This window comes from Streptomyces sp. NPDC058086, assembly GCF_042885015.1.
In the GTDB taxonomy this organism is placed as follows: Bacteria; Actinomycetota; Actinomycetes; order Streptomycetales; family Streptomycetaceae; genus Streptomyces.
The window spans coordinates 1-22,852 of record NZ_JBHVST010000137.1; the positions used below are offsets into that span (position 1 = coordinate 1).

The 22,852-nt window shown below is 68.0% G+C and carries 15 protein-coding genes; 12 read left to right on the top strand and 3 right to left on the bottom strand.

The features are described from left to right. Positions 1 to 168: 168 nt before the first annotated feature. A complete protein-coding gene (locus ACFVWD_RS51230) occupies positions 169 to 3,930 on the bottom strand; it encodes a GH92 family glycosyl hydrolase (protein ID WP_389605507.1) in 3,762 nt (1,253 codons plus the stop codon). 550 nt (positions 3,931 to 4,480) lie between these two features. Here ACFVWD_RS51230 and ngcE point away from each other — a divergent pair. Both ngcE and ACFVWD_RS51240 read left to right on the top strand, forming a co-directional pair. Beyond that, positions 4,481 to 5,932 (top strand): N-acetylglucosamine/diacetylchitobiose ABC transporter substrate-binding protein, encoded by a 1,452-nt coding sequence (gene ngcE / locus ACFVWD_RS51235; protein ID WP_389605508.1) that lies wholly within the window; start codon positions 4,481 to 4,483, stop codon positions 5,930 to 5,932. A gap of 59 nt (positions 5,933 to 5,991) precedes the next feature. Next, a complete protein-coding gene (locus ACFVWD_RS51240) occupies positions 5,992 to 6,915 on the top strand; it encodes a carbohydrate ABC transporter permease (RefSeq protein ID WP_168496608.1) in 924 nt (307 codons plus the stop codon). 33 nt (positions 6,916 to 6,948) lie between these two features. Here ACFVWD_RS51240 and ACFVWD_RS51245 read toward each other — a convergent pair whose 3' ends face one another. After that, positions 6,949 to 8,145: an RNA-guided endonuclease InsQ/TnpB family protein gene (locus ACFVWD_RS51245; RefSeq protein WP_389605510.1), complete on the bottom strand. Its 1,197-nt coding sequence runs from the start codon at positions 8,143 to 8,145 to the stop codon at positions 6,949 to 6,951. A gap of 145 nt (positions 8,146 to 8,290) precedes the next feature. Between ACFVWD_RS51245 and ACFVWD_RS51250 the strand changes: the two genes are divergently transcribed. The 8 genes from ACFVWD_RS51250 to ACFVWD_RS51285 all read left to right on the top strand — a co-directional run bounded on the left by ACFVWD_RS51250 (position 8,291) and on the right by ACFVWD_RS51285 (position 19,828). Next, positions 8,291 to 9,211, top strand: coding sequence for a carbohydrate ABC transporter permease (locus tag ACFVWD_RS51250; RefSeq protein WP_168512085.1), 921 nt, complete (start codon positions 8,291 to 8,293; stop codon positions 9,209 to 9,211). A gap of 509 nt (positions 9,212 to 9,720) precedes the next feature. Further along, complete coding sequence (locus ACFVWD_RS51255) at positions 9,721 to 10,920, top strand: ROK family transcriptional regulator (protein ID WP_382115841.1); 1,200 nt, start codon at positions 9,721 to 9,723, stop codon at positions 10,918 to 10,920. A gap of 133 nt (positions 10,921 to 11,053) precedes the next feature. Next, positions 11,054 to 12,154 carry a substrate-binding domain-containing protein gene (locus tag ACFVWD_RS51260; protein ID WP_389605521.1) on the top strand — a complete coding sequence of 367 codons (1,101 nt, stop codon included), beginning with the start codon at positions 11,054 to 11,056 and terminating at the stop codon, positions 12,152 to 12,154. A gap of 226 nt (positions 12,155 to 12,380) precedes the next feature. Continuing rightward, a complete protein-coding gene (locus ACFVWD_RS51265; protein ID WP_168496612.1) occupies positions 12,381 to 13,172 on the top strand; it encodes an ATP-binding cassette domain-containing protein in 792 nt (263 codons plus the stop codon). Beyond that, complete coding sequence (locus tag ACFVWD_RS51270) at positions 13,169 to 14,461, top strand: sugar ABC transporter permease (protein WP_168512092.1); 1,293 nt, start codon at positions 13,169 to 13,171, stop codon at positions 14,459 to 14,461. The genes ACFVWD_RS51265 and ACFVWD_RS51270 overlap by 4 nt, the downstream gene beginning before the upstream one ends. 220 nt (positions 14,462 to 14,681) lie before the next feature. After that, positions 14,682 to 16,613, top strand: coding sequence for a 1-deoxy-D-xylulose-5-phosphate synthase (gene dxs, locus ACFVWD_RS51275; RefSeq protein ID WP_389605512.1), 1,932 nt, complete (start codon positions 14,682 to 14,684; stop codon positions 16,611 to 16,613). Positions 16,614 to 16,766: 153 nt separating this feature from the next. Then, positions 16,767 to 18,287 carry an amino acid permease gene (locus ACFVWD_RS51280; protein ID WP_389605514.1) on the top strand — a complete coding sequence of 507 codons (1,521 nt, stop codon included), beginning with the start codon at positions 16,767 to 16,769 and terminating at the stop codon, positions 18,285 to 18,287. A 74-nt stretch (positions 18,288 to 18,361) separates the two neighbouring features. Further along, positions 18,362 to 19,828, top strand: coding sequence for an ArnT family glycosyltransferase (locus ACFVWD_RS51285; protein WP_389605515.1), 1,467 nt, complete (start codon positions 18,362 to 18,364; stop codon positions 19,826 to 19,828). An 81-nt stretch (positions 19,829 to 19,909) separates the two neighbouring features. Here ACFVWD_RS51285 and ACFVWD_RS51290 read toward each other — a convergent pair whose 3' ends face one another. After that, a complete protein-coding gene (locus ACFVWD_RS51290; RefSeq protein WP_389605516.1) occupies positions 19,910 to 20,284 on the bottom strand; it encodes an NTP pyrophosphohydrolase in 375 nt (124 codons plus the stop codon). Between the two features lie 248 nt (positions 20,285 to 20,532). Between ACFVWD_RS51290 and ACFVWD_RS51295 the strand changes: the two genes are divergently transcribed. Both ACFVWD_RS51295 and ACFVWD_RS51300 read left to right on the top strand, forming a co-directional pair. Next, the gene (locus tag ACFVWD_RS51295; protein WP_389605518.1) at positions 20,533 to 21,681 is read left to right on the top strand and encodes a hypothetical protein; all 1,149 of its coding nucleotides are present in this window, start codon (positions 20,533 to 20,535) and stop codon (positions 21,679 to 21,681) included. Positions 21,682 to 21,709: 28 nt separating this feature from the next. Further along, complete coding sequence (locus ACFVWD_RS51300; protein WP_389605519.1) at positions 21,710 to 22,726, top strand: hypothetical protein; 1,017 nt, start codon at positions 21,710 to 21,712, stop codon at positions 22,724 to 22,726. Positions 22,727 to 22,852 lie beyond the last annotated feature (126 nt).

Here is a 22,852-nt window from a genome sequence, read left to right on the forward strand (position 1 = left end):
GATCCGCCGACCACCTATATATACACTCATACATTCGCCGGCAGCTTCTTTTGTTTATAAGAGACTGTATCTGCACGTGTTCACCGTCGGGGTGAGCTGAGACCCCGGCCCCACCGCTGGGGGGGCGCGGATATTTATCTCCGCGCCCGCCCCGCCCACATGTGGGTGTCAGCCCAGCAGTTCCACCTCCGCGAGCGTCGCCTCGCTGTCGAGGACCAGGCGGTAGTGCGTGTACGAGCCCGGATGCGCGACCGAGAACACCCGGGTCTGTTTGTCCCAGGTGAAGGACTCGCCGGAGCGCTTGTCGAGGTCGGTCCACGTGGTGCCGTCGGATGAGCCCTGCAGGACCCAGCCGCCCGGCGCCTTGGTGCGGTCCGAGGACGAGGTCAGGGTGTACTGAACTCCCTTGGCCGCGGCGGACGTAGGCAGGTCGACCGAGGTGACCGTGGCGTCCGTCGCCGAGGTGTTGTCGAAGAGCGCGCCGTCACCCTTGAGGACGTCCGCGCGGGGCGTGGGCACCTTGTCGTCCTCGGTGATCGACACGGGTGCCGCGTCCTTGCCCGTGCCCCACGCCGACGGCTTGGAGCCCATGTCGAACTCCAGCACGCCCCCACGGGTGATGAGCGAGTGGGGGAGCGAAGTCGACGTCCAGCGCTCGCCGTTGAACTTCACGCCCTGCACGTACACGTTCTTCGCGCTGTTCTTCGGCGCCTTGACGACCAGGTCCTTGCCGTTCTCCAGGTGGACGGTCGCCTTGGTGAACAGCGGGGAGCCGATGGCGTATTCGCCGCTGCCCATCACCAGCGGGTAGAAGCCGAGCGAGGAGAAGAGGTACCAGGCGGACTGCTCGCCGTTGTCCTCGTCGCCGTGGTAGCCCTGCCCGATCTCGCTGCCGGTGTAGAGACGGGAGAGGACCTCGCGGACGTTCTTCTGTGTCTTCCAGGGCTGACCCGCCGCGTCGTACATGTAGTTCACGTGGTGGGCCACCTGGTTGGAGTGCCCGTACATACCCATCCGTACGTCACGGGCCTCGGTCATCTCATGGATGACCCCGCCGTAGGAGCCCACGAAGTCCGGCGAGGCCGTCTCGGGGGTGGCGAAGTACGCGTCGAGCTTCTGGGCCAGCCCGCTCCGGCCGCCGTACAGGTTGGCGAGGCCCCGTGAGTCCTGCGGCGCGGTGAAGGCGTACCCCCAGCCGTTCGTCTCGGTGTAGTCGTAGCCCCACACACGCGGGTCGTACTTCGAGGAGTCGAGGCGCCAGTTGCCCTGCGCGTCGCGGCCCTGGAAGAACCCGGCCTTCGAGTCGAAGAGGTTCACATAGTCCTGGGCCCGGTTGAGGAAGTACGCGGACTCCTCCTTGTAGCGCTTCTTGCCGGTCTTCTTGTAGAGGGCCTGGCCCATCTCGGCGATGCCGTAGTCGTTGACGTATCCCTCCATGGCCCACGACAGGCCCTCGCCGGTGTCGGTGCTGGTGTAGCCGAGGAAGGGGGAGGTCGACATGCCCTTGCGGCCCACGCCGGAGGCCGGCGGGACGACGGTCGCGTTCTTGAGGGCGGCGTCGTACGCCGCCTCCGTGTCGAAGTTCACGCCTTTGACGTACGCGTCCGCGAACGCCACGTCCGACGAGGTGCCGGTCATCAGGTCCGCGTACCCGGGGGAGGACCAGCGCGAGGTCCAGCCTCCGTCCTTGTACTGCTGCACGAACCCGTCGACCATCTCGCCCGCCTGAGAGGGCGTCAGCAAGGAGTACGCCGGCCAGGTCGTCCGATAGGTGTCCCAGAAGCCGTTGTTGACGTACACCTTGCCGTCGACGATCTTCGCGCCGGTGTGGGTGGGGGTGTCAGGACCGGGCATCGCGGAGAACGGCGAGGCGTACTGGTACTTCGAACCGACCTTCTCGAAGCCGGAGTTGGGGTACAGGTAGAGCCGGTACATGCTGGAGTACAGCGTGGTCAGCTGGTCCGGCGTCGCGCCCTCGACCTCGACCTTGCCGAACAGCTTGTCCCACGTCTTGCGCGCCCGCTCCTTGACCGTCCCGAACGACGTGCCGTCGGGGATCTCCTGGCGCAGGTTGTCCTTCGCCTGGTCGATGCTGATGAGGGAGGTCGCCAGGCGCAGGGTGACCGTGTGGTCGGCGCCGGGCTTGAACTTCAGGTACCCCTTGACGCCGGACGAGCCGGCGTCCGTCACCGGCGCGTCGAACACCCCGTAGACGAAGAGCCGGGTCGCACCCGTCGACAGCCCGGACTTCACGTCCGAGTACCCGGTGACGATCCCGTTGTCCTTGTCCAGGGTGAGGCCCGCCTGCTCGGTCACGTTGTCGAAGAGCACGCTCGCGTCCTCACCCGGATAGGTGAAGCGCAGGGCCGCCGCGTGGTCGGTGGGCGCCATCTCCGCCTTGAGACCGTTCTCGAAGGTCACCCCGTAGTAGTACGGGCGCGCGGTCTCGTTCTCGTGCCGGAAGGCGAGCGCGCGGGCGGTGCGACCGGTGTCCGGGGTGCCGGAGGCGGCCGAGGGCATCACCTGGAAGGTCTGCCGGTCGCCCATCCAGGGGCTCGGCTCGTGGCTCGCGCTGAACGCCTGGATGGTCGGCAGGTTGTCCGCGTTGTTGGCGCGTGCGTAGTCGTACAGCCAGCTCAGCGAGCCCGCGTTGGTGACCGGCGTCCAGAAGTTGAAGCCGTGGGGGAGAGCCGTCGCCGGGAAGTTGTTGCCGCGCGAGAAGCCGCCGCTGGAGTTGGTGCCGCGGGTCGTCAGCGCGTAGTCGGCCAGATGCGCCTTGGGCTTCTCGGGGGCCACGGTCTTCAGCGCCACGTCGTCCAGCCAGCCGCGGAACTTCGCCGGGCCCTGGGGGGAGTCGTACGCGAGGAGTATCCGGTCGACGGTCTTCCCGGCCGCGACCGAACCGATACGCGAGGCGACGTTGTTCCACTGGTTGACGTACAGCACCTTGGCCGCGCCCTGTCCCTGCGGCGTCAGCGCGAACCCGTGCTGGTCGACTGCGTTCAGGTCACTCAGGTAGCTGCCGTCCGTGAACGCCAGGTCCACCGACACGTTCGTGGCGTCGTAGTCCCGGTCACCGTCCGCCATCGACGGGAAGATCCGGTACGCCAGCTCGGTGTCGCGCCCGACGCCCACGTTGACGTCGAAGACCTTGTTGTACGAGTACGCCCGGCCGTCCGCCTTGTGCGTACCGGCGTAGCGCAGGGCCCGCTTGCCCGTGAAGCCCGCGCCGGCCTTCGCGGTGGGGGAGCCGCTCGGGCCCCGGTCCACCAGCGAGAGCATGTCCTTGGGCGTCGGGTCGTCGCTCTGGCCCGTCGAGAACTGGACGTCGGCGAGCTGGAGGATGTCGCCGCCGTTGTTCTTGGTGACGTCGAGCCGGAAGTGCTGGTACTCGACGGGGCTCGCGATGTCGTACGACTTCGTCTGGAACCGCTCGCCGAAGGACTCGCCGGAACGGGTGTCGAGGCTCTTCCAGTCCTTGCCGTCCGTGGAGCCCTGGAGGGTCCAGTCCTGGGGGTCGCGCTCGTCGTGGTCGTTGGCCGACGTCAGCGCGTACGTGACCACCTTGACCGGTGCGTCGAAGTCGAACTCCGCCCAGCCGGTCGGCTCGAAGGTCAGCCACTTGGTGCTCGACTCGCCGTCGACGAGGTTCTCCTTCACCTCGCCCGCGCCGGTGTTCTCGCCGCTCGCGCCGACGTCCGTGACGTGGTCGGTGACATTGCCCGGGATGCCGGTGCTGTAGCCGCCGTCGACGCCCGACGCGCGCTTTGCCCCGTCTGCTCCGGTGTCCACCGTGTTGAGCCAGGTCGGTGCCGGATCGCCTGATTCGAACGAGGACGCGAACTCGCGATCGGTGGACGCCGTTTGGGCCGGAAGGGCAATCGCGGTGCCCTGCGAGGCCACTACCAGAGAAAGCGCTACCACCCCCATTATCGTTGAGGAACTCCATCTGAGCCGAGCCGAAGAACTCCGTCTGTACCGAGCTCTGTGCTGCATGCGCGAGCACCCTCCCTGGCCCTGGACAACGTTGTCAAATTTGCTGCGCAAGGACCAGTAGGGAGTCAAGTTGTCAGTGGTGTCAAGGGTGTTGGATGTGGCGTCCGGGGCGAATATCGTGCGACGAGCTGCGCATTACTCCCATGGTGGGAGATTGGTGCCCTGTCGATCTTCCCGAGGGGAAGTCGCGGACGCGCCATATTTCCGAGAGGTCTCAACTCGGAAAAGACCCGCGGGTAAACCCGCTTTCGATCTTGCTCCGCCGACGGGAAGTGGACTATACCTGTCGGCACCCGCCCAGCCGATCGACGGCCGCGGGCAGGCACGTCCCGGGGGGAATCGGGCGTCGGCGGCCAGTGTGACGGGCAGGGATCGCCGCGTTGACCGACTGAATCCCTCACGCACGACCCCAGCTTGACCTAACCGCGGTGCCGGGGAGGATCCGGTTCACCGCCTGAGTCCTGGAGAAGGCGAGGACTTGAGCATGGGATCCACTTCCGCCGAGAACAGCAACACCGAGGGTGTCGGACGCCGTGACCTGATCAAGCGGTCCGCGGCACTCGGCCTGATTTCCGTACCGACGATGAGCTTTTTGTCCGCTTGTGCGAGCAGCGACAGCGGTTCCGGTGACAAGGCCAAGGCCGGCAAGAAGACCACGAAGAACCCGCTGGGCGTCAACGAGACGGCCCCGCTCGCCGTCGTCATCTTCGACGGCGGATTCGGTACGAAGTACGCGACCGACGCCAACGCCCAGTACAAGACGGCCTACCCGAAGGCCAAGGTCAACTTCCATGCGACCCAGAAGATCCAGTCCGAACTGCAGCCCAAGTTCAACGGCGGCACCCCGCCGGACCTGATCGACAACTCCGGCGCCCAGCAGATGGACATGGGCGTGCTCGTCGGCAAGAAGCAGCTCACCGACCTGACCCCGCTCCTCGACGCGCCGTCCATCGACGACCCTTCGAAGAAGGTCCGCGACACGCTGCGCCCCGGCATCGTCGAGATGGGCCAGTTCGACGGCGCACCGGTCTGGATCATGTACTACGCCTACACCGTCTACGGCGTCTGGTACTCGCAGACCGCCCTCGACAAGCTCGACGCGACGTACCCCGAGACCTGGGACGCGATGCTCGCGCTGTGCGAGAAGGCGAAGAAGAAGGGCATGGCCGGCTGGACGTACGCGGGCAAGTACCCGTACTACCTGCCGTTCTCGCTCTACCCCTTCATCGCCAAGATCGGTGGCCGCGAGGTTCTCGACAAGATCGACAACCTGGAGCCCAACGCCTGGAAGGACCCGGCCGTCAAGTCCGCGTTCGAGGCGTACTACGAGCTCTACAAGAAGGGTTACATCCTCCAAGGCACCCCGGGCATCGACCACATCCAGTCGCAGACCGCCTGGGCCAAGGGCAAGGCGCTCTTCATCCCGAACGGTTCCTGGGTGGAGAACGAGTCCGCGAACGTCATCCCGAAGGACTTCAATCTGGCCGTCAGCGGCCCGACCGGCCTGGACAGCTCCGACAAGATGCCGTTCGGCACCATCTGGGCCTCCGGCGGCGAGCCGTTCATCGTGCCGGCCAAGGCGAACAACGCCGAGGGCGGCATGGAGCAGCTGCGCATCATGCTCAGCGAGGCCTCGTCGAAGAACTTCACCAGCCAGGTGAAGTCGCTGACCGCCTACAACGGCGGCACCGACGGCATCACGCTGACGCCGGGCCTCAAGTCCGGTGTCGCGGCCTTGGAGAAGGCCGGCACCAACGTGGTCAACCCGCGGCTCCAGGACTGGTACGTGAAGCTTCAGAAGGAGCAGATCGGTGTCGCCGGTCTCGGCGAGATGATGGCAGGGCGGCTGACCCCGGCCGAGGCCATCAAGAAGATCCAGGGCTACGCGGACGCGGCGGCCAAGGACCAGTCCATCAAGCACTACAAGCACCAGTAGCGGCGCGTGTCCACGCGTCGCCGGCGGCGGCATCCGCGAAACGATCGGGGTCGGTAACCATGCAACACGGCAAGTACCGGTTCATTGTGGGGTTCTTGGTGGCCCCCTTGGCGTTGTACGCGATCTTCGTGATCTGGCCCTTCGTCCAGGCCATCTACTACTCGTTCACGGACTGGACCGGTCTGAGCCCCGACTTCAAGATGGTCGGTTTCGCCAACTACACCAGAATGCTGCACGACGACATCTTCTGGAAGTCGTTGCAGCACAGTCTGGTGTTCGCGTTGCTGCTGCCGCTGGTGACGCTGGGCCTCGCGCTCTTCTTCGCCTTCATGCTCAATGTCGGTGGGCGGCGCCGAAAAGGCGCCGCCATCACCGGAGTGCGCGGTTCGGGTTTCTACAAAATCGCCTATTTCTTCCCACAAGTGCTGTCGATCGCGATCGTCTCCCTGCTTTTCCAATTCGCCTACAACCCCAACGACGGCGTCATCAACGGGACGTTGAAGGCCATCGGCCTCGGCAGTGTCCAGCCGGACTGGCTGGGCGACCCGAACCTCGCCCTGTGGTGCGTGATGGCGGTGCTGCTGTGGAGCACGGTCGGGTTCTTCGTCGTGCTGTTCTCGGCGGGCATGGCGTCGATTCCGAAGGACTTCTACGAGGCCGCGCTGCTCGACGGCGCGAGCCGCGCCACCACCTTCTTCAAGATCACCCTTCCGCTGCTCTGGGACACCGTGCAGTCGGGCTGGGTGTACATGGGGATCCTGGCGCTCGGCGCCGAGGCGTTCGCCGCCGTGCAGATCATGACCGTGGGCCCTGGCGGCCCCGACTACTCGACCACGGTCCTTCCGCTGTACGTGTACCAATCGGCGTTCCGTGACGCGAACGCCGCCTACGCCACCACGATCGGTGTCGCGCTCCTCATCGTCACGCTGCTGTTCGCGGCGATCGTGATGCGACTGGGCCGGCGCGAGCGGTTGGAGTTCTAGCTTGACGCTCCCCTCCCTGAAGGGAGGGGATTCTTACGGCTCGCGCCGTGAGACTTCCTGTTTCATCGCCGACTGCCCGCCCGGAGAACTCCGTTGAGGTCTTACACCAGCTCCGCAGGCTGCAACCGCCCGTCCGGCGGCCAGAAGGTTCTTCGCCGCGTTCACGTCCCGGTCGTGGGTCGTGCCGCAGTCGCACGTCCATGTTCGGACGCTGAGCGGCATCTTCTGCTGAAGGGTGCCGCAGGTGGAGCACAGCTTGGACGAGGGGAAAAAGCGGTCTACCGCGATCACTTCCCGCCCGTACCACTGGGCTTTGTACTCCAGCATGCTCCGGAACTCCGACCAGGCCGCATCGCTGATGGCGCGGGCGAGGCTCCGGTTTTTGACCATGTTGCGCACGGTCAGATCCTCGATCACGAGCGTTTGGTTCTCACGCACGAGACGAGTGGTCAGCTTGTGCAGGTGGTCCCTGCGCCGGTCGGTGATACGGGCGTGAACGCGGGCGACCTTGCGTCTGGCCTTGGCGCGGTTGGCTCCGTCACCCTTGGCCTTGCGGGACAGCTCCCGCTGGGCCCTGGCCAGGCGGGCACGGTCTTGGCGTTCATGCCGGGGGTTGGCGATCTTCTCGCCGGTCGAGAGCGTCAGCAGGTGCTCCAAGCCCACGTCGATCCCGACCGCGTCGGCGTTGACGGGGAGCGGCTGGACGCCGGGGTCCTCACACAGCATCGAGACGAACCAGCGTCCCGCCGGGTCCTGGGACACGGTCACCGTGGACGGCTTCGATCCTTCGGGGAGCGGCCGGGACCACACGATGTCGAGCGGCTCCGCCATCTTCGCCAAGGTCAGCTTGCCGTCCCGGAACCGGAACCCGCTGGTGGTGTACTCGGCCGAGCGGCGGGACTTCTTCCGCGACTTGAAGCGCGGGTACTCGGCCCGCTTGCCGAAGAAGTTTGTGAACGCCACCTGCAGGTGGCGCAGACACTGCTGGAGCGGAACCGAGGAGACGTCGTTGAGGAACGACAGTTCCTCGGTCTTCTTCCATGCCGTCAGCATCGCCGACGTGGCGTTGTAGTTGACCCGTTCCTGTCGCGTCCACGCCTCGGTACGGGCGGCGAGCGCCATGTTGTAGACCTTGCGAACGCATCCGAACGTGCGCGACAGCTCGGCTGCCTGCGCATCGGTCGGACAGAAGCGGTACTTGAACGCCCGCTTCACATGGCTCGTGGTCACGCTCACAAACTAGCGCTGGTAAGGATCAACCTGCGGGTCACAGCACTGCGATCCGCTCCGGCCGCGAATCGCAGCTCTTCGCCCTGCTCCGCAGGAGTCCGTTTCCTCTCCGCCCTGAAGGGCGGAGTATTCACGGAGGGATCCGATGAAGACCACTGACATCCCGCCGCCCGCGGAACCGGTCGAGGACCGTCCTCAGGTGGCCAAGGAGAAGGCGCCGCCGCAGAAGGCGAAGAGCAGTGAGGGCGGCGTCCTCAACGCCTTCTCGCACGGCATTCTCATCATCTGGGCGATCATGGTCGTACTGCCCCTGCTGTGGGCGGTGATGACGTCTTTCAAGGACGACGACTCCATTTTCAGCTCGCCCTGGTCGCTGCCGGACAAACTGCACTTCGACAACTGGTCGCGCGCGTGGTCGCAGGCGCACATGAGCGACTACTTCGGCAACACGCTCATCGTGGTGGGATTCTCGCTGGTCGGTACGCTCGTGCTCGGCTCGATGGCGGCGTACGTCCTCGCTCGATTCGAGTTCCCGGGCAACCGTTTCATTTACTTCCTCTTCGTCGGAGGAATGAGTTTCCCGATCATGCTGGCCCTGGTGCCGTTGTTCTACGTTCTGAACAACATGAGTCTGCTGAACACGCTGCCGGGTCTGATCCTCGTCTACATCGCCTACTCGCTGCCGTTCACGGTCTTCTTCCTGACCTCGTTCTTCAGGACACTGCCGACCTCGATCGCCGAGGCGGCGTTCGTCGACGGCGCCTCGCACACCAGGACCTTCTTCCAGATCATGCTGCCGATGGCCAAGCCGGGTCTTGTCAGCGTCGGGATCTTCAACTTCCTGGGCCAGTGGAACCAGTACATGCTCCCGACGGTTCTGAACACCGATCCCGACAAGAAGGTCCTCTCCCAGGGCCTCGTCGAGCTGGCGACCAGCCAGGGTTACAAGGGCGACTGGTCGGGCCTCTTCGCGGGCCTGGTGATGGCCATGCTCCCCGTGCTGGCCGCGTACATCATCTTCCAGCGACAGGTGGTCCAGGGACTGACGGCGGGGGCTCTCAAGTAGAGCGAGCGAGGTGACGGCCAAATCCGTCGAACGCCGAGAACTCTCCGGAGTGCGTAATCCCTTCCGAACACGCGGAGGGGATTACGCGTACTCGGTTCCACATACTCGGTTCTGCATACTCGGTTCCCCATACTCAGTACCACGCATTCGGTTCCATATATTCGGTCCCGCCCCCTCGGTCGCGTCCGCTGGGTTCCGCATTCCCCGGTCCCCCGAAAGCGGCCCCACCCGCCCGGAGGGGTTCCGCGGGAGCCCACGCCCGGCGGGGCGGCGTCGTGGGCGTTGTCTTGATCTTGTACGGCCGGGACGGCGACAACTTGTAGTCAGTCTGGGTGTGACCTGGGCCATAGAAGGATCTACGGCCCAGTCTGTCCCGCACACGTGTGCTCATCCGCGCCGGATGCAGCTCAACCTCTTGACGGGAGGTAACCCAAACAGCTCAGCTTAGAGTTCACTAGTTGGACATAGGCGGGGCCTCATCGTGGCGGCCTCGTACGCGGGAGGTCGTCGTGGAGACTCCGGGGTCGCAGTCGTCGCTGCACCGGGCCAATCTGGAGCGCGTCGTACGTGCGGTGCGCCTTGCCGGTTCGCTCACGCAAGCGGAGATCGCGAGGACGACGGGCCTCTCCGCCGCGACCGTTTCCAATATCGTCCGGGAGCTCAAGGACGGGGGAACGGTCGAGGTCACCCCCACTTCGGCGGGTGGCCGCAGGGCCCGCAGCGTGTCCCTGAGCGGTGACGCCGGCATCGTCATCGGCGTCGACTTCGGCCATACGCATCTGCGCGTCGCGGTCGGGAACCTCGCCCACCAGGTGCTGGCCGAGGAGTCCGAGCCGCTGGACGTGGACGCGAGCGCCGCACAGGGCTTCGACCGGGCGGAGGAGCTGGTCAGCCGCCTGATCGCGGCGACCGGGGTGGACCGGTCCAAGATCGCGGGCGTGGGGCTCGGCGTGCCCGGTCCCATCGACGTGGAGTCGGGGACCCTGGGGTCCACCGCGATCCTGCCGGGCTGGACCGGCGCGAAGCCCGCCGAGGAGCTGCGGGGGCGGCTCGGCGTGCCCGTGTACGTGGACAACGACGCCAACCTGGGTGCGCTTGGCGAGCTGGTCTGGGGCAGTGGGCGCGGGGTCAAGGACCTGGCCTACATCAAGGTCGCGAGCGGTGTCGGCGCCGGCCTGGTGATCGACGGCAAGATCTACCGCGGGCCTGGCGGCACTGCGGGTGAAATCGGGCATATTACTCTTGATGAATCCGGCCCCGTCTGCCGCTGTGGCAATCGGGGCTGCCTGGAGACCTTTGCGGCGGCGCGCTATGTGCTGCCGCTTCTGCAGTCCAGTCACGGCACGGACCTGACCATGGAAGGCGTCGTCAGGCTGGCCCGCGAGGGCGATCCGGGCTGTCGTCGGGTGATCGCCGACGTCGGCCGTCACATCGGAAGCGGGGTCGCCAATCTCTGCAATCTGCTGAACCCGAGTCGGGTGGTTCTCGGTGGCGACCTCGCCGAGGCCGGGGAGCTCGTTCTCGGACCCATCAGGGAGTCGGTCGGCCGGTATGCGATCCCCAGTGCCGCACGTCAACTCTCGGTGTTGCCAGGGGCACTTGGCGGTCGTGCGGAGGTTCTCGGGGCCCTCGCTCTCGCGCTCAGCGAGATGGGCGATTCGACCCTTTTGGACGGATCGCTGTCTGCGGCCGCCCCTGCCTTCACTTAGAGAACGCATGGCACCGTTGCCATCTCGTTAAGTATTTACTTCTTGACGTCGCACGCGTGGCCGAGTTGACTTCCAGCCACCTCGGCCGCAACGACGCGGCCTCGTCAGGGAGGTTTCAAGAGTGAACACGCGTATGCGTCGTGCCGCGTTTGCCGTTGCCGCTGGTGCGATGGCCGTTTCGCTGGCTGCTTGTGGCAGTGCCAAGGAGTCCGGCGGCAGCAAGAGCGACAGCTCCAGCTCCGCCAAGAAGGGCGACGCGATCAAGGTCGGTCTGCTCCTTCCCGAGAACCAGACCGCGCGTTACGAGAAGTTCGACAAGCCGCTGATCGAGAAGAAGGTCAAGGAGCTTACGAACGGCAAGGGCACGGTCCAGTACGCCAACGCCAAGCAGGACGCCACCACGCAGGCCCAGCAGGTCGAGACGATGATCACCGACAAGGTGGACGTCCTCATCGTCGACGCTGTGGACTCCGCGGCCATCAAGAACTCGGTCCAGAAGGCCAAGGACGCCGGCATCCCCGTCGTCGCCTACGACCGTCTCGCGCAGGGTCCGATCAGCGGTTACACCTCGTTCGACAACACGACCGTCGGCAAGACCCAGGGCCAGGCGCTCCTCACCGCGCTCGGCTCCAAGGCCAAGTCCGGCAAGATCGTGATGATGAACGGGTCGTCCACCGACCCGAACGCCGCCCAGTTCAAGGCCGGTGCCCACTCCGTCCTCGACGGCAAGGTGAACATCGGCAAGGAGTACGACACCAAGGACTGGAAGCCGGAGAACGCCAACGCCAACATGGAGGGCGCCATCTCCGCCCTCGGCAAGAAGAACGTCATCGGCGTCTACTCGGCCAACGACGGCATGGCCGGCGGTATCATCACCGCCCTCAAGGCCGCCGGCATCTCCGTCCCGGTCACCGGTCAGGACGCCGAGCTCGCGGGTGTGCAGCGCATCCTCGCCGGTGAGCAGTTCATGAGCGTCTACAAGCCGTACGCCCCCGAGGCCGACGCCGCCGCCGAGATGGCCGTCGCGCTCGCCCAGGGCAAGTCGCTCGACACCGTCGCCAAGGACAAGGTCGACAGCCCGACCGACAAGGCGATCCCCTCGGTCATCGTCGCGGTCGTCTCGCTGACCAAGGACAACATCAAGGACACTGTCCTCAAGGACGGCGTCTACACGGTGAGCGACATCTGCACGAGCGCCTACAAGGCCAAGTGCGACGCGCTCGGCATCAAGTAGTCCGAGCAACTGAAGTAGCCGCTAGTCCGAGCAACTGAAGTAGCCGCCGCAAGTCTCTATCCACGTACGGGAATTCGTTCTTGAATTTCCGTACGGGACTTGCGTCATCGAAGCCCCTCCGGCGCTCCGCATCCATCAGCCCCGCAAAGCTAGGGCGGGGCGCCGGACGGAACACCCCCTCCACAAACTTCTGCACAACCTCCCGCCGGGTCAGGCGGCGAAGGAGATGGTTCACGTGTCCGCTACGCCTGTCCTGGCGTTGCGCGGGGTCTCCAAGCGATTCGGTGCCGTCCAGGCGCTCACCGATGTAGAGCTTGAGGTCCACGCCGGTGAAGTGGTCGCCCTGGTGGGCGACAACGGCGCCGGAAAGTCCACGCTGGTGAAGACGATCGCCGGCGTGCACCCCATCGATGAGGGCGCCATCGAGTGGGACGGCAAGACCGTCCACATCAACAAGCCGCAAGACGCTCAGGGCCTCGGTATCGCGACCGTGTACCAGGACCTGGCGCTGTGCGACAACATCGACGTCGTCGGCAACCTCTACCTGGGCCGGGAGCTGAAGAAGCGCGGCATCCTGGACGAGGTCGAGATGGAGCGCCGCTCGCGCGAGCTGCTGGACACGCTGTCCATCCGTATCCCCAGCGTCCGCATCCCGATCGCCTCGCTCTCCGGCGGTCAGCGCCAGACCGTGGCGATCGCCCGTTCGATGCTCGGCGAGCCCAAGCTCGTCATCCTCGACGAGCCCACCGCGGCCCTCGGTGTCGAGCAGACCGCCCAGGTGCTCGACCTCGTCGAGCGGCTGCGTGAGCGCGGTCACGCTGTCATCCTCATCAGCCACAACATGGCGGATGTGAAGGCCGTGGCCGACAAGGTCGCCGTCCTGCGCCTCGGGCGCAACAACGGCATCTTCGAGGTCAAGTCGACCTCGCAGGAAGAGATCATCTCCGCCATCACGGGCGCCACGGAGAACGCCGTGACCCGTCGTGCGGCGCGCAGCAATGGGGAGGCTCAGAAGTGAGCATCGACAAGACCTCTGAGACCCCCGAGGACCACGTCGTGGAGAACCCCGAGGCGGCCGCCGCGGCGGTCACCGCGGTCGACCCCCGGCTCCTCGTGCGCGAGCAGGGCTTCGCGGGCTACGCCTCCGAGTTCAAGCGCAAGATGAAGGCCGGTGACCTGGGTTCCATCCCGGTCGTCCTCGGCCTGGTCATCATCTGGATCATCTTCCAGAGCCTGAACTCCAACTTCCTCACCGCGGGCAACCTGTCCGACATCTCCGTCGCCATGGTCGGCACGGGCATGATCGCCGTCGGTATCGTCTTCGTACTGCTGCTCGGTGAGATCGACCTGTCGGTCGGCTCGGTCTCCGGTGTCGCCGGTGCCGCGTTCGCGGTGCTGAACGTCACGCACGGCATGAACGAGTATCTGGCTTTCGTGCTGGCCATCCTCACCGGCACGGTCGCGGGCGCGCTCCACGGCTTCGTGTTCGCGCGCATCGGTGTGCCGGCCTTCGCCGTCACCCTGGCGGGTCTGCTGTTCTGGAACGGCTTCATGCTCCAGATCCTGGGCAGCAACGGCACCATCAACCTGGACAGCAACGGCCTCGTCGCCAAGCTGACCAGCTACTACTTCACCGATGTCGCCGCCGCCTACGCGCTCGCCATCGGCGTCACCGCCGTGTTCTTCCTCAGCTCCTTCTACGGCAACAAGCGCCGTGAGGCCGCGGGTGTGCCGTCCCGGCCGCTGAGCGAGACCATCCTGCGCACCGCGCTGCTGGCGATCGTCGCCTTCGCCGTGGCGATCACCTACAACCAGTACAAGGGCCTTCCGCTGGCCGTGGTGATCTTCATCGCGGTGCTGCTGATCACGGACTTCGTGCTGCGCCGGACCGCGTACGGCCGGAAGATCTTCGCGCTCGGTGGCAGCGTCGAGGCCTCCCGGCGTGCCGGTATCAACGTGGAGATGGTCCGGATCTCGGTCTTCGCGATCTCCGGTACGTTCGCCGCCATCGGCGGTCTGTTCATCGCCTCGAAGATCGCCTCCGCCAACCAGGGCGCGGGCGCCGGTGACCTTCTGATGAACGCGATCGCCGCCGCGGTCATCGGTGGCACCAGCCTCTTCGGTGGTCGCGGTCGTACGTGGAACGCGCTGCTGGGTGTACTGGTGATCGTGTCCATCCAGTACGGTCTGGCGCTGCAGGGCATCGCGTCGCCGATCCAGTACATGATCACCGGTGGTGTGCTTCTCGCCACGGTCGTCATCGACGCCGTCACTCGCAAGACGCAGAAGACCGCGGGGCGCGCGTAGCGGTTTGCAGGGAGACTGCGGGCCGGCTGTGGCTGGTCGCGCCCACGCGGCGGAGACGCACGATGTCACGGCCCCGCGCCCCTGAGGGGCGCGCTGCACGCAGCCCCCTTTGACCTGTGCCCGGTACCAATGGCGGTGCCGGGCACAGTCATGTCCTGGCGGAACATTAGACTCGACAGGCCCGGCAAAGCTCGAACAGCTCTACTGCAAGGAGGCACGGGTGCCGCTGCTGACCCGTATCACGGGACCGCGCGATCTGGACCGGCTCAGCCTGGAGCAGCTGGACCAGCTGGCCGGCGAGATCAGGACCTTCCTCGTCGACGCGGTCTCCAAGACAGGCGGCCACCTCGGCCCCAATCTCGGTGTCGTGGAGCTCACCATCGCCCTGCACCGCGTCTTCGAGTCGCCGAAGGACAGGGTGCTGTGGGACACCGGTCACCAGTCCTACGTCCACAAGCTGCTCACCGGCCGTCAGGACTTCTCGAAGCTGAAGATGAAGGGCGGCCTGTCCGGCTACCCCTCGCAGGCCGAGTCCGAGCACGACGTGATCGAGAACTCGCACGCCTCCACGGTCCTCGGCTGGGCCGACGGTCTGGCGAAGGCCAACGAGGTGCTCGACAGGAACGACCACGTGGTCGCAGTCATCGGTGACGGCGCTCTCACCGGCGGCATGGCCTGGGAGGCGCTCAACAACATCGCGGACGCCAAGGACCGCCACCTGGTCATCGTCGTCAACGACAACGAGCGTTCGTACGCCCCCACGATCGGCGGCCTCGCGAATCATCTGGCGACCCTGCGCACCACGGACGGCTACGAGCGCTTCCTCGCCCGCGGGAAGGACCTCCTGGAGCGCACGCCGGTCGTCGGCAGGCCGCTCTACGAGACCCTGCACGGCGCCAAGAAGGGCCTCAAGGACTTCATCGCCCCGCAGGGCATGTTCGAGGACCTGGGTCTGAAGTACGTCGGCCCGATCGACGGTCACGACATCGAGGCCCTGGAGTCGGCGCTGGCCCGCGCCAAGCGCTTCGGCGGCCCGGTCATCGTGCACTGCCTCACCGAGAAGGGCCGCGGCTACCAGCCCGCCCTGCAGGACGAGGCGGACCGCTTCCACGCCGTCGGCAAGATCCACCCCGACACGGGCCTGCCGATCGCCTCGTCCGGCGCCGACTGGACCTCCGTCTTCGGCGAGGAGATGGTCAAGCTCGGCCAGGAGCGCAAGGACGTGGTCGCCATCACGGCCGCGATGCTCCAGCCGGTCGGCCTCGACAAGTTCGCCAAGGCCTTCCCCAAACGGGTGTACGACGTCGGCATCGCGGAGCAGCACGGCGCCGTGTCGGCGGCGGGCCTGGCGACCGGCGGACTGCACCCCGTCTTCGCCGTCTACGCGACTTTCCTCAACCGTGCCTTCGACCAGGTCCTGATGGACGTGGCCCTGCACAAGTGCGGCGTGACGTTCGTGCTGGACCGCGCGGGCGTCACCGGTACCGACGGCGCCTCGCACAACGGCATGTGGGACATGTCGATCCTTCAGGTCGTGCCGGGCCTCAGGCTCGCCGCGCCGCGTGACGCCGACCAGGTCCGCGCCCAGCTGCGCGAGGCCGTCGACGTGACCGACGCGCCGACCGTGGTCCGCTTCTCCAAGGGCGCGGTGGGTCCGGCGGTGCCCGCGGTGGGCCGGATCGGCGGCATGGACGTGCTGCGTGAGCCGGGCACCGACGCGCCCGACGTGCTCCTCGTCTCCGTCGGCGCCCTCGCGCCGATGTGCCTGGAGATCGCCGGCCTCCTCGACCAGCAGGGCATCTCCACGACCGTCGTCGACCCGCGCTGGGTCAAGCCGGTCGACGAGGCCATGGCTCCGCTCGCCGAGCAGCACCGCGTTGTCGTCACCGTCGAGGACAACTCCCGGGTCGGCGGCGTCGGCTCGACGATCGCGCAGGCCCTGCGCGACGCGGGCGTCGACGTCCCGCTGCGTGACTTCGGCATCCCGCCGCGCTTCCTCGACCACGCCTCGCGCGCCGAGGTCATGGCGGAGATCGGCCTGACCGCACCGGACATCGCCCGTCAGGTCACCGGTCTCGTCTCCAAGCTCGACGGCCGCTTCCCGGGGGCCGCGGCGCAGGTGGTGGACTCGGTGGAGCCCGCCCGCGACTGACGTACCACGGTCGAACGCAGGTCCATTGGGCCGGTTTCGCCACCCCGCACGGGTGGCGAAATCGGCCCATTTGCGTGAACTCGACCGTACTCGGGCATGGGCGGTGCACGCCCCCTCGATCATGTCGAGGACACCAAGCGTGGAGGTAGGCCCGTGAGCAGCACCCTCTTCAGGACGAAAAAGGTCGAACAGTCGATCTTGGACACTGAGGAGCCGGAGCACGCACTCAAGAAGTCGCTGTCGGCTCTGGATCTCACCGTCTTCGGCGTCGGTGTCATCATCGGCACCGGCATCTTCGTCCTCACCGGCAAGGTCGCCAAGGAGAACGCGGGACCCTCGGTCTCCCTGGCGTTCGTCGTCGCGGGTGTCGTCTGTGCCCTGGCGGCGCTGTGCTACGCGGAGTTCGCCTCCACGGTCCCGGTGGCGGGGTCCGCGTACACCTTCGCGTACGCCTCGCTCGGTGAGCTGCCCGCCTGGATCATCGGCTGGGACCTGGTGCTGGAGTTCGCGCTCGGTACGGCGGTGGTGGCCGTCGGCTGGTCGGGGTACGTGCGCTCGCTCCTGGACAACGCGGGCTGGCATCTGCCGGGCTATCTCAGCGGGCGTGAGGGGTCCTCCGGGTTCGGCTTCGACATCCTCGCCGCCGCGCTGGTGCTGGTGCTCACCGCCATCCTGGTCGTCGGCGTGAAGCTCTCCGCCCGCGTCACCACGGTCGTCGTCGCCATCAAGGTCACCGTCGTGTTGATCGTGATCATCGCGGGTGCCTTCTTCATCGTGGGTGACAACTACACGCCCTTCATCCCCAAGGCGCAGGCCCAGGAGGCGGGCAGCAGTCTCAAGGCCCCGCTCGTCCAGCTCATGTTCGGCTACACACCCACCAACTTCGGCGTGATGGGCATCTTCACCGCCGCCTCTGTCGTCTTCTTCGCCTTCATCGGCTTCGACGTGGTGGCGACGGCCGCCGAGGAGACCAAGAACCCGCAGCGGGACATGCCGCGCGGCATCCTGGGCTCGCTCTTCATCTGCACCGCTCTCTACGTGGCCGTGTCGATCGTCGTCACCGGCATGCAGAGGTACGACCGGCTGTCCATCGACGCCCCGCTCGCCGACGCCTTCAAGGCGACCGGGCACCCCTGGTACGCGGGCGTCATCAGCTTCGGCGCCGCCGTCGGTCTGACCACGGTCTGCATGATCCTGCTGCTCGGCCAGACCCGGGTGTTCTTCGCGATGAGCCGCGACGGACTGCTGCCGCGGTTCTTCTCCCGGGTCCACCCGAGGTTCCGCACCCCGCACCGGCCGACCATCCTGCTCGGCGTGATCATCGCGATCCTGGCGGGCTTCACCAGCCTCAGCGAACTGGCCGAACTGGTCAACATCGGTACGCTCTTCGCCTTCGTCGTCGTCGCGATCGGCGTCGTCATTCTCCGCCACACCCGCCCCGACCTGCACCGCTCCTTCCGCACCCCGCTGGTCCCGTTCGTCCCGATCGTCTCCGTCCTCGCCTCGCTCTGGCTGATGCTCAACCTGCCCGCCGAGACCTGGCTGCGGTTCGTCATCTGGATGGTGATCGGCTTCGTCGTCTACTTCCTGTACGGCCGCTCGCACAGCCGTCTCGAGCGGCGCGAGGAGACGACCGAGGCCGCGGTGCACCCGCCGCGCCCCGACACCCAGTGATCGGCCCCTATTGATGCTCCGGCCCCGTATGTCCCGCATCGGTGGAGACCACGGGGCCGGATAGCGTGCACCGTATGCTCGCCGGGCTCCTGGAAACACCACGCTCCGCAGCCGCGTCACGGATGTCGGGCCCCGGCTACTGGACACGGCTGCTGCCCGTCCTCGGGGTGCTCGTCTGCCTCACCCGGGCCCCCTCCTTCGTACGGCCGCTGTGGAACCCCGACGAGGGCTATCTCGCCGTACAGGCGCGGATACTGGCGGGCGGGGGAGAGCTGTACGAGACCGTCGTGGACCGCAAGCCGCCGCTCGTGCCGTGGCTGTACGAGGCGGCGTTCGCGGTGTTCGGCTCCGGTTCGCTGACGTCGGTGCGGGTCCTCGCGATCGTGGCCCAGCTGTCGACCGCCGTGCTGCTGGCCTCGCTGGCCCGTCGCCGCTGGGGGGATCCGGCCGGGCGCGCGGCCGGGGTGCTGTACGTGCTGGTCTCGATCGGGCTCAACCCCGAGGACGCGCAGGCGGCGACCTTCGAGGTCTTCATGCTGCCCTGCACGACGGCCGCGATGTGGTGCGCCGACCGGCGCCGCTGGGGCGCCGCGGGGGTGGCCGTGGCCTGCTCCTTCCTCACCAAGCAGACCGGCGGGGTGGTGTTAGTGCCGGTGCTCTGGATGCTGTGGCGACAGGAGACGACACCCCGAAGAGGCCTGCTGCGGATGGGAGTTGGCGTGGTCGCCCCGGTCCTCGGCGCGGCGCTGCTCACCTCCCCGGCGGGATTCCTGTTCTGGACGGTCACCGGTTCGGGCTCCTACGTCTCCTTCACGGGCTCCGAACTCCACGTCCTGTCACGGGGGTTGACCAACACAGGGATCCTCGCGGCGGCCTGCGCGGGCCTGATCCCGCCGATCCTGCGGGCGCTGCGCGTGGCCCGCACCGGCGCGGCCGAACTCTGGCTGTGGCTCGCTTCGTCGGCGGTGGCGGTCCTGGTCGGCTTCCACTTCTTCGGCCACTACTACCTGCAACTCATCCCGTCCGTGGCCCTGTTGGCGACGGCCGCGCTCCAGGTCCTGCCCCGCGACCGTCTGATGTCCGCCGTCCTCGCCTCGGCCTGCTGCTGCGCGCTGTTCCTGGCCTGGGGGCTGCTCGCGCCACGCCCCGAACTCGGCCACGCCCAGCGCCTCGCCGCCGCCCTGGACCACCGTACGGATCCCGGGGACCGCGTCCTCGTCTGGGGCATACACCCGGAGACGTACTGGCTGGCGAACCGGACCCCCGCCAGCCGTTATCTGACCGCCGGGCTCCTCACCAACTACAGCGGGGGCCGCGACGGTCCCCAGGTCGGCGAGAAGTACGCCGTCGAGGGCGCCTGGCCGGTGTTCCGCGCGGAGCTGACAGCCCACCCACCGGCCCTCGTCGTCGACGACTCCCGGGGCAAGCCGTACACCCCCGACCGGGTCCGCTCGCTGCGCCGGCTGCTGGCCGAGGACTACGAGGAGGCGGGCACGGTGGACGGGGCGGTGCTGTACGCCCGCACGGGGCCGCCGGACTGATCCCGGGACCGCGCCGGACACCCGGGCCCGCCCCACCCGCTCACCCGCCGACCTGCCCCGGCCCACCGGTCGCGCGCCCGCTCAGGACGGCCCCCGTACCGTCCGCGGGCCCGCCACCTCCGCGCCCGACTCGGTCACCCTGCGCCGCAGTTCACGGTCCGCCGTGATGACCAGGACGGGGCGGTCACCGGCCTCGGCCACCACCTCCACGATGCGGTCGTCGCCGCTGCCGGGTGCCTCCACGACCCGTACACCGGGGACGGACTGCACACCCTTGGCCGCGCCCTCCACCACGAGGACCAGCTCCACCGGCCCTTCGTGCCCAGGCAGTCCGTCCAGGGCGAGTCGGTCCCGCAGCCGCTCCGCGGCACCCCGGCGGTCGCGCCACCAGCCGTCGGGGACGGAGCCGACGACGTTGGCGGCGTCGATGATCACGAGCAGAGGCTGGTCGGTCATCCGACCAGCGTCGCACGAGCAGCCGTTCGAGCATCGGTTGAACGGCCGTCATACGAGCTTGAGGAAACGTTCATCCTGTGATGGGGGCGCTCGGCCTCCCGCGTGTCGGCACGCGGGAGGCGGCAGGGGAGCCGCGCCGAGTGTCATGGGAAAGGGCAGGTCACGTCATGCGGACCAGATCCGGGTGCGCCGCCGTCCGGGGCAGAGCGAAGGCCGACGCCGACACACCCGGAGGAGCGGGGCGACACGTGGCGGACACCGTCGTCGGCGGCCCCTGGCTGGTCCTCGGCAAGGACGGCAGGCTCAGCGGCTACGCCCACGGCCGTGCGGGGCTGCCGCGCTGGACCGAGGCCCGGCGGGGCGGCTCACGGTGGACGGGCCCCGACGGCTACGTCCACTTCCTCGGCCGACGCGAGGTCCGCAAGGGGGACGGACCGCCCGCCGTCGAGACCGTCCACGCCATCCGGTACCAGACCGACCGCCCCGTCACCGAGTGGCGCTCGCTGGGCGATCCGCACAAGGACCGGGACAAGGCGGCGCGGCTCGGCGTGCCGTTCGGGGCGGTGGGCCCGGACGGCACGGTGTACGTCTTCGTGCGCAACGCCGGGGGCGGTGTGATGCTGCGCCGGGAGCTGCCGGGCGGCAAATGGGGGAGGCGATGGCCGGGGGCGACGGCTGTGTCATGCGCTCGGTCCAGGAGGAGCAAGACGGACGCCGCCGTCGCCGCCCGCTATGTCGGCCTCTTCGAGGACGCCGCCCGCCGCCGCGCCGCCGCGCCGCCGCAGTCCGCGGCTACCGCGCACCGGCGGGCCCCAAGGAGGCCCGCACCGGCGGACCCAAAGGAGGCCCGCACCGGCGGACCCAAAGGAGGCCGCCACCGGCGGACCCAAAGGAGGCCGCCACCGCCCAGGTCACCGTGCCCCCGGTCTCCCTCGGCGCGGCCACCGTGGACGTCACGGCGGACGACGCGGGCTGGCTGCGGTTCGCCGCCGACGGCCCCGGCGAGGGCCGCGGCGCTGGCAGAGGCCGGCACCCAGCAGGTCTTGGCCTACCGCCAACACGCCGACGGCCGCCGGCCCGGATCCGGCGCCGGCCTTGGTGGCCACGACGGTACGGGCGCCGTGGCCGCGCTGTGGGCACCCGAACGCGGCACCTGGGAGGCGTTCCTGGCCCACCGGGGCAGCCGCGGCCTCCCCGTCGTGTCGCTGCCCGACCGCGACAAGGACATCTCCGGCACCCACTGGCGCGAGTCCGGCGACATGTTCACCCACGCCCCCGCGATGGCCCGCGACGCCGCGGGCGCGGTCGTCCTGGCGGTCATCGGCACCGACGGACGTCTGCATGTCAGGCGCCGGCTGTCACCGGCCGCGGGCAGCCCCCTGGGCCCCTGGCGATGACGGACGGGCCCCGGACTAAAGTGAACCGGTGAACGGCGAATGGCTCAGACGCGGTCGCGACGGCAGGCTCACTGTGTACCTGTTGTCGGGCACCGCCGCGCACTGCCGGGCGGAGCTCGGACCCGGCGGCCCCTGGGACCCACCGCGCACCATCGGCGGCGAGCAGCGACTGCACCCCGTCCTCGCCGTCGGCCAGGGCGCCGACGGCTACGCCCATCTCGTCTCCTGGCGTCCCACCATGCCGGGCGAGTCCGGGCTCGTCCACACCACGCACTTCCGGCCGCGGCTCGCCGCGCTCGACTGGCACTCGATCGGGCACCCCAACAAGACGGGTGACCGCACCGGTACGCCGGCCGTCGCGGTCGACGCGCAGGGGCGCGCCCATGTCTTCGTGCGCAACAAGGGCGGCGGGGTCAGCATGGTCGCCCAGAAGGAGAAGGGCGGCTGGGATCCGTGGCGCGACCTCAAGGGCAGTGACGTACGGGAGGATCTGGCGGCCGTGACGGGGGAGTCCGGGCTCGTCGAGCTGTACGCGGCCGTGCCCGACGGGGTCGCCCACTGGCGCCAGGAGGAGCCGGGCAAGCAGCCGGTGCTCCAGGAGTCCCTGGAGACATCGGTACGCCCCGGCACTCTCCGCGCCCTCGCCACGTCCCCCTCAGCCACCACCCTCTTCTTCACCGACGAGGCGGGTGACGTGTGCGCGTGGCGCCCGGGCACCAAGCCTGTCGCTGTGCTCGCCTCGGCGGGCCCCGGTCCCGTCTCGGCGATCCGTTGCGAACTCGACGGCTACGACTGCACGTTGCTCGCCCAGCGCTCGGCGAGTGGTCGGATCGTCTTCGCCGCGTATCCCACCGAGCAGGAGTCGGCGGGGGCGTGGTGGACCGAGTCGGGTCCCGGGCTTCCCGTCGGGGCCGAGGTGTCTTTGGCGGAGGACGAGGAGGGGCGTGTGGTCGCGGCGACGCTCGCCCCCGGCAGTGAGGAGCTCCTCCTCACCCGACGCAAGGACGAACCGGGCTTGGCGCTGGAGGCGTGGCGCCCGGTGTGACAGCCGGTTCTCGCCCCCGCCGCCCCTACCCTCCCCCAAGCTCTCGGCTTCGCTCGAGCAGGGGGGACCCCCATCATCCCCACTTGGGGGCTCCGCCCCCAGACCCCCGTTCGGCCTGAACGGCCT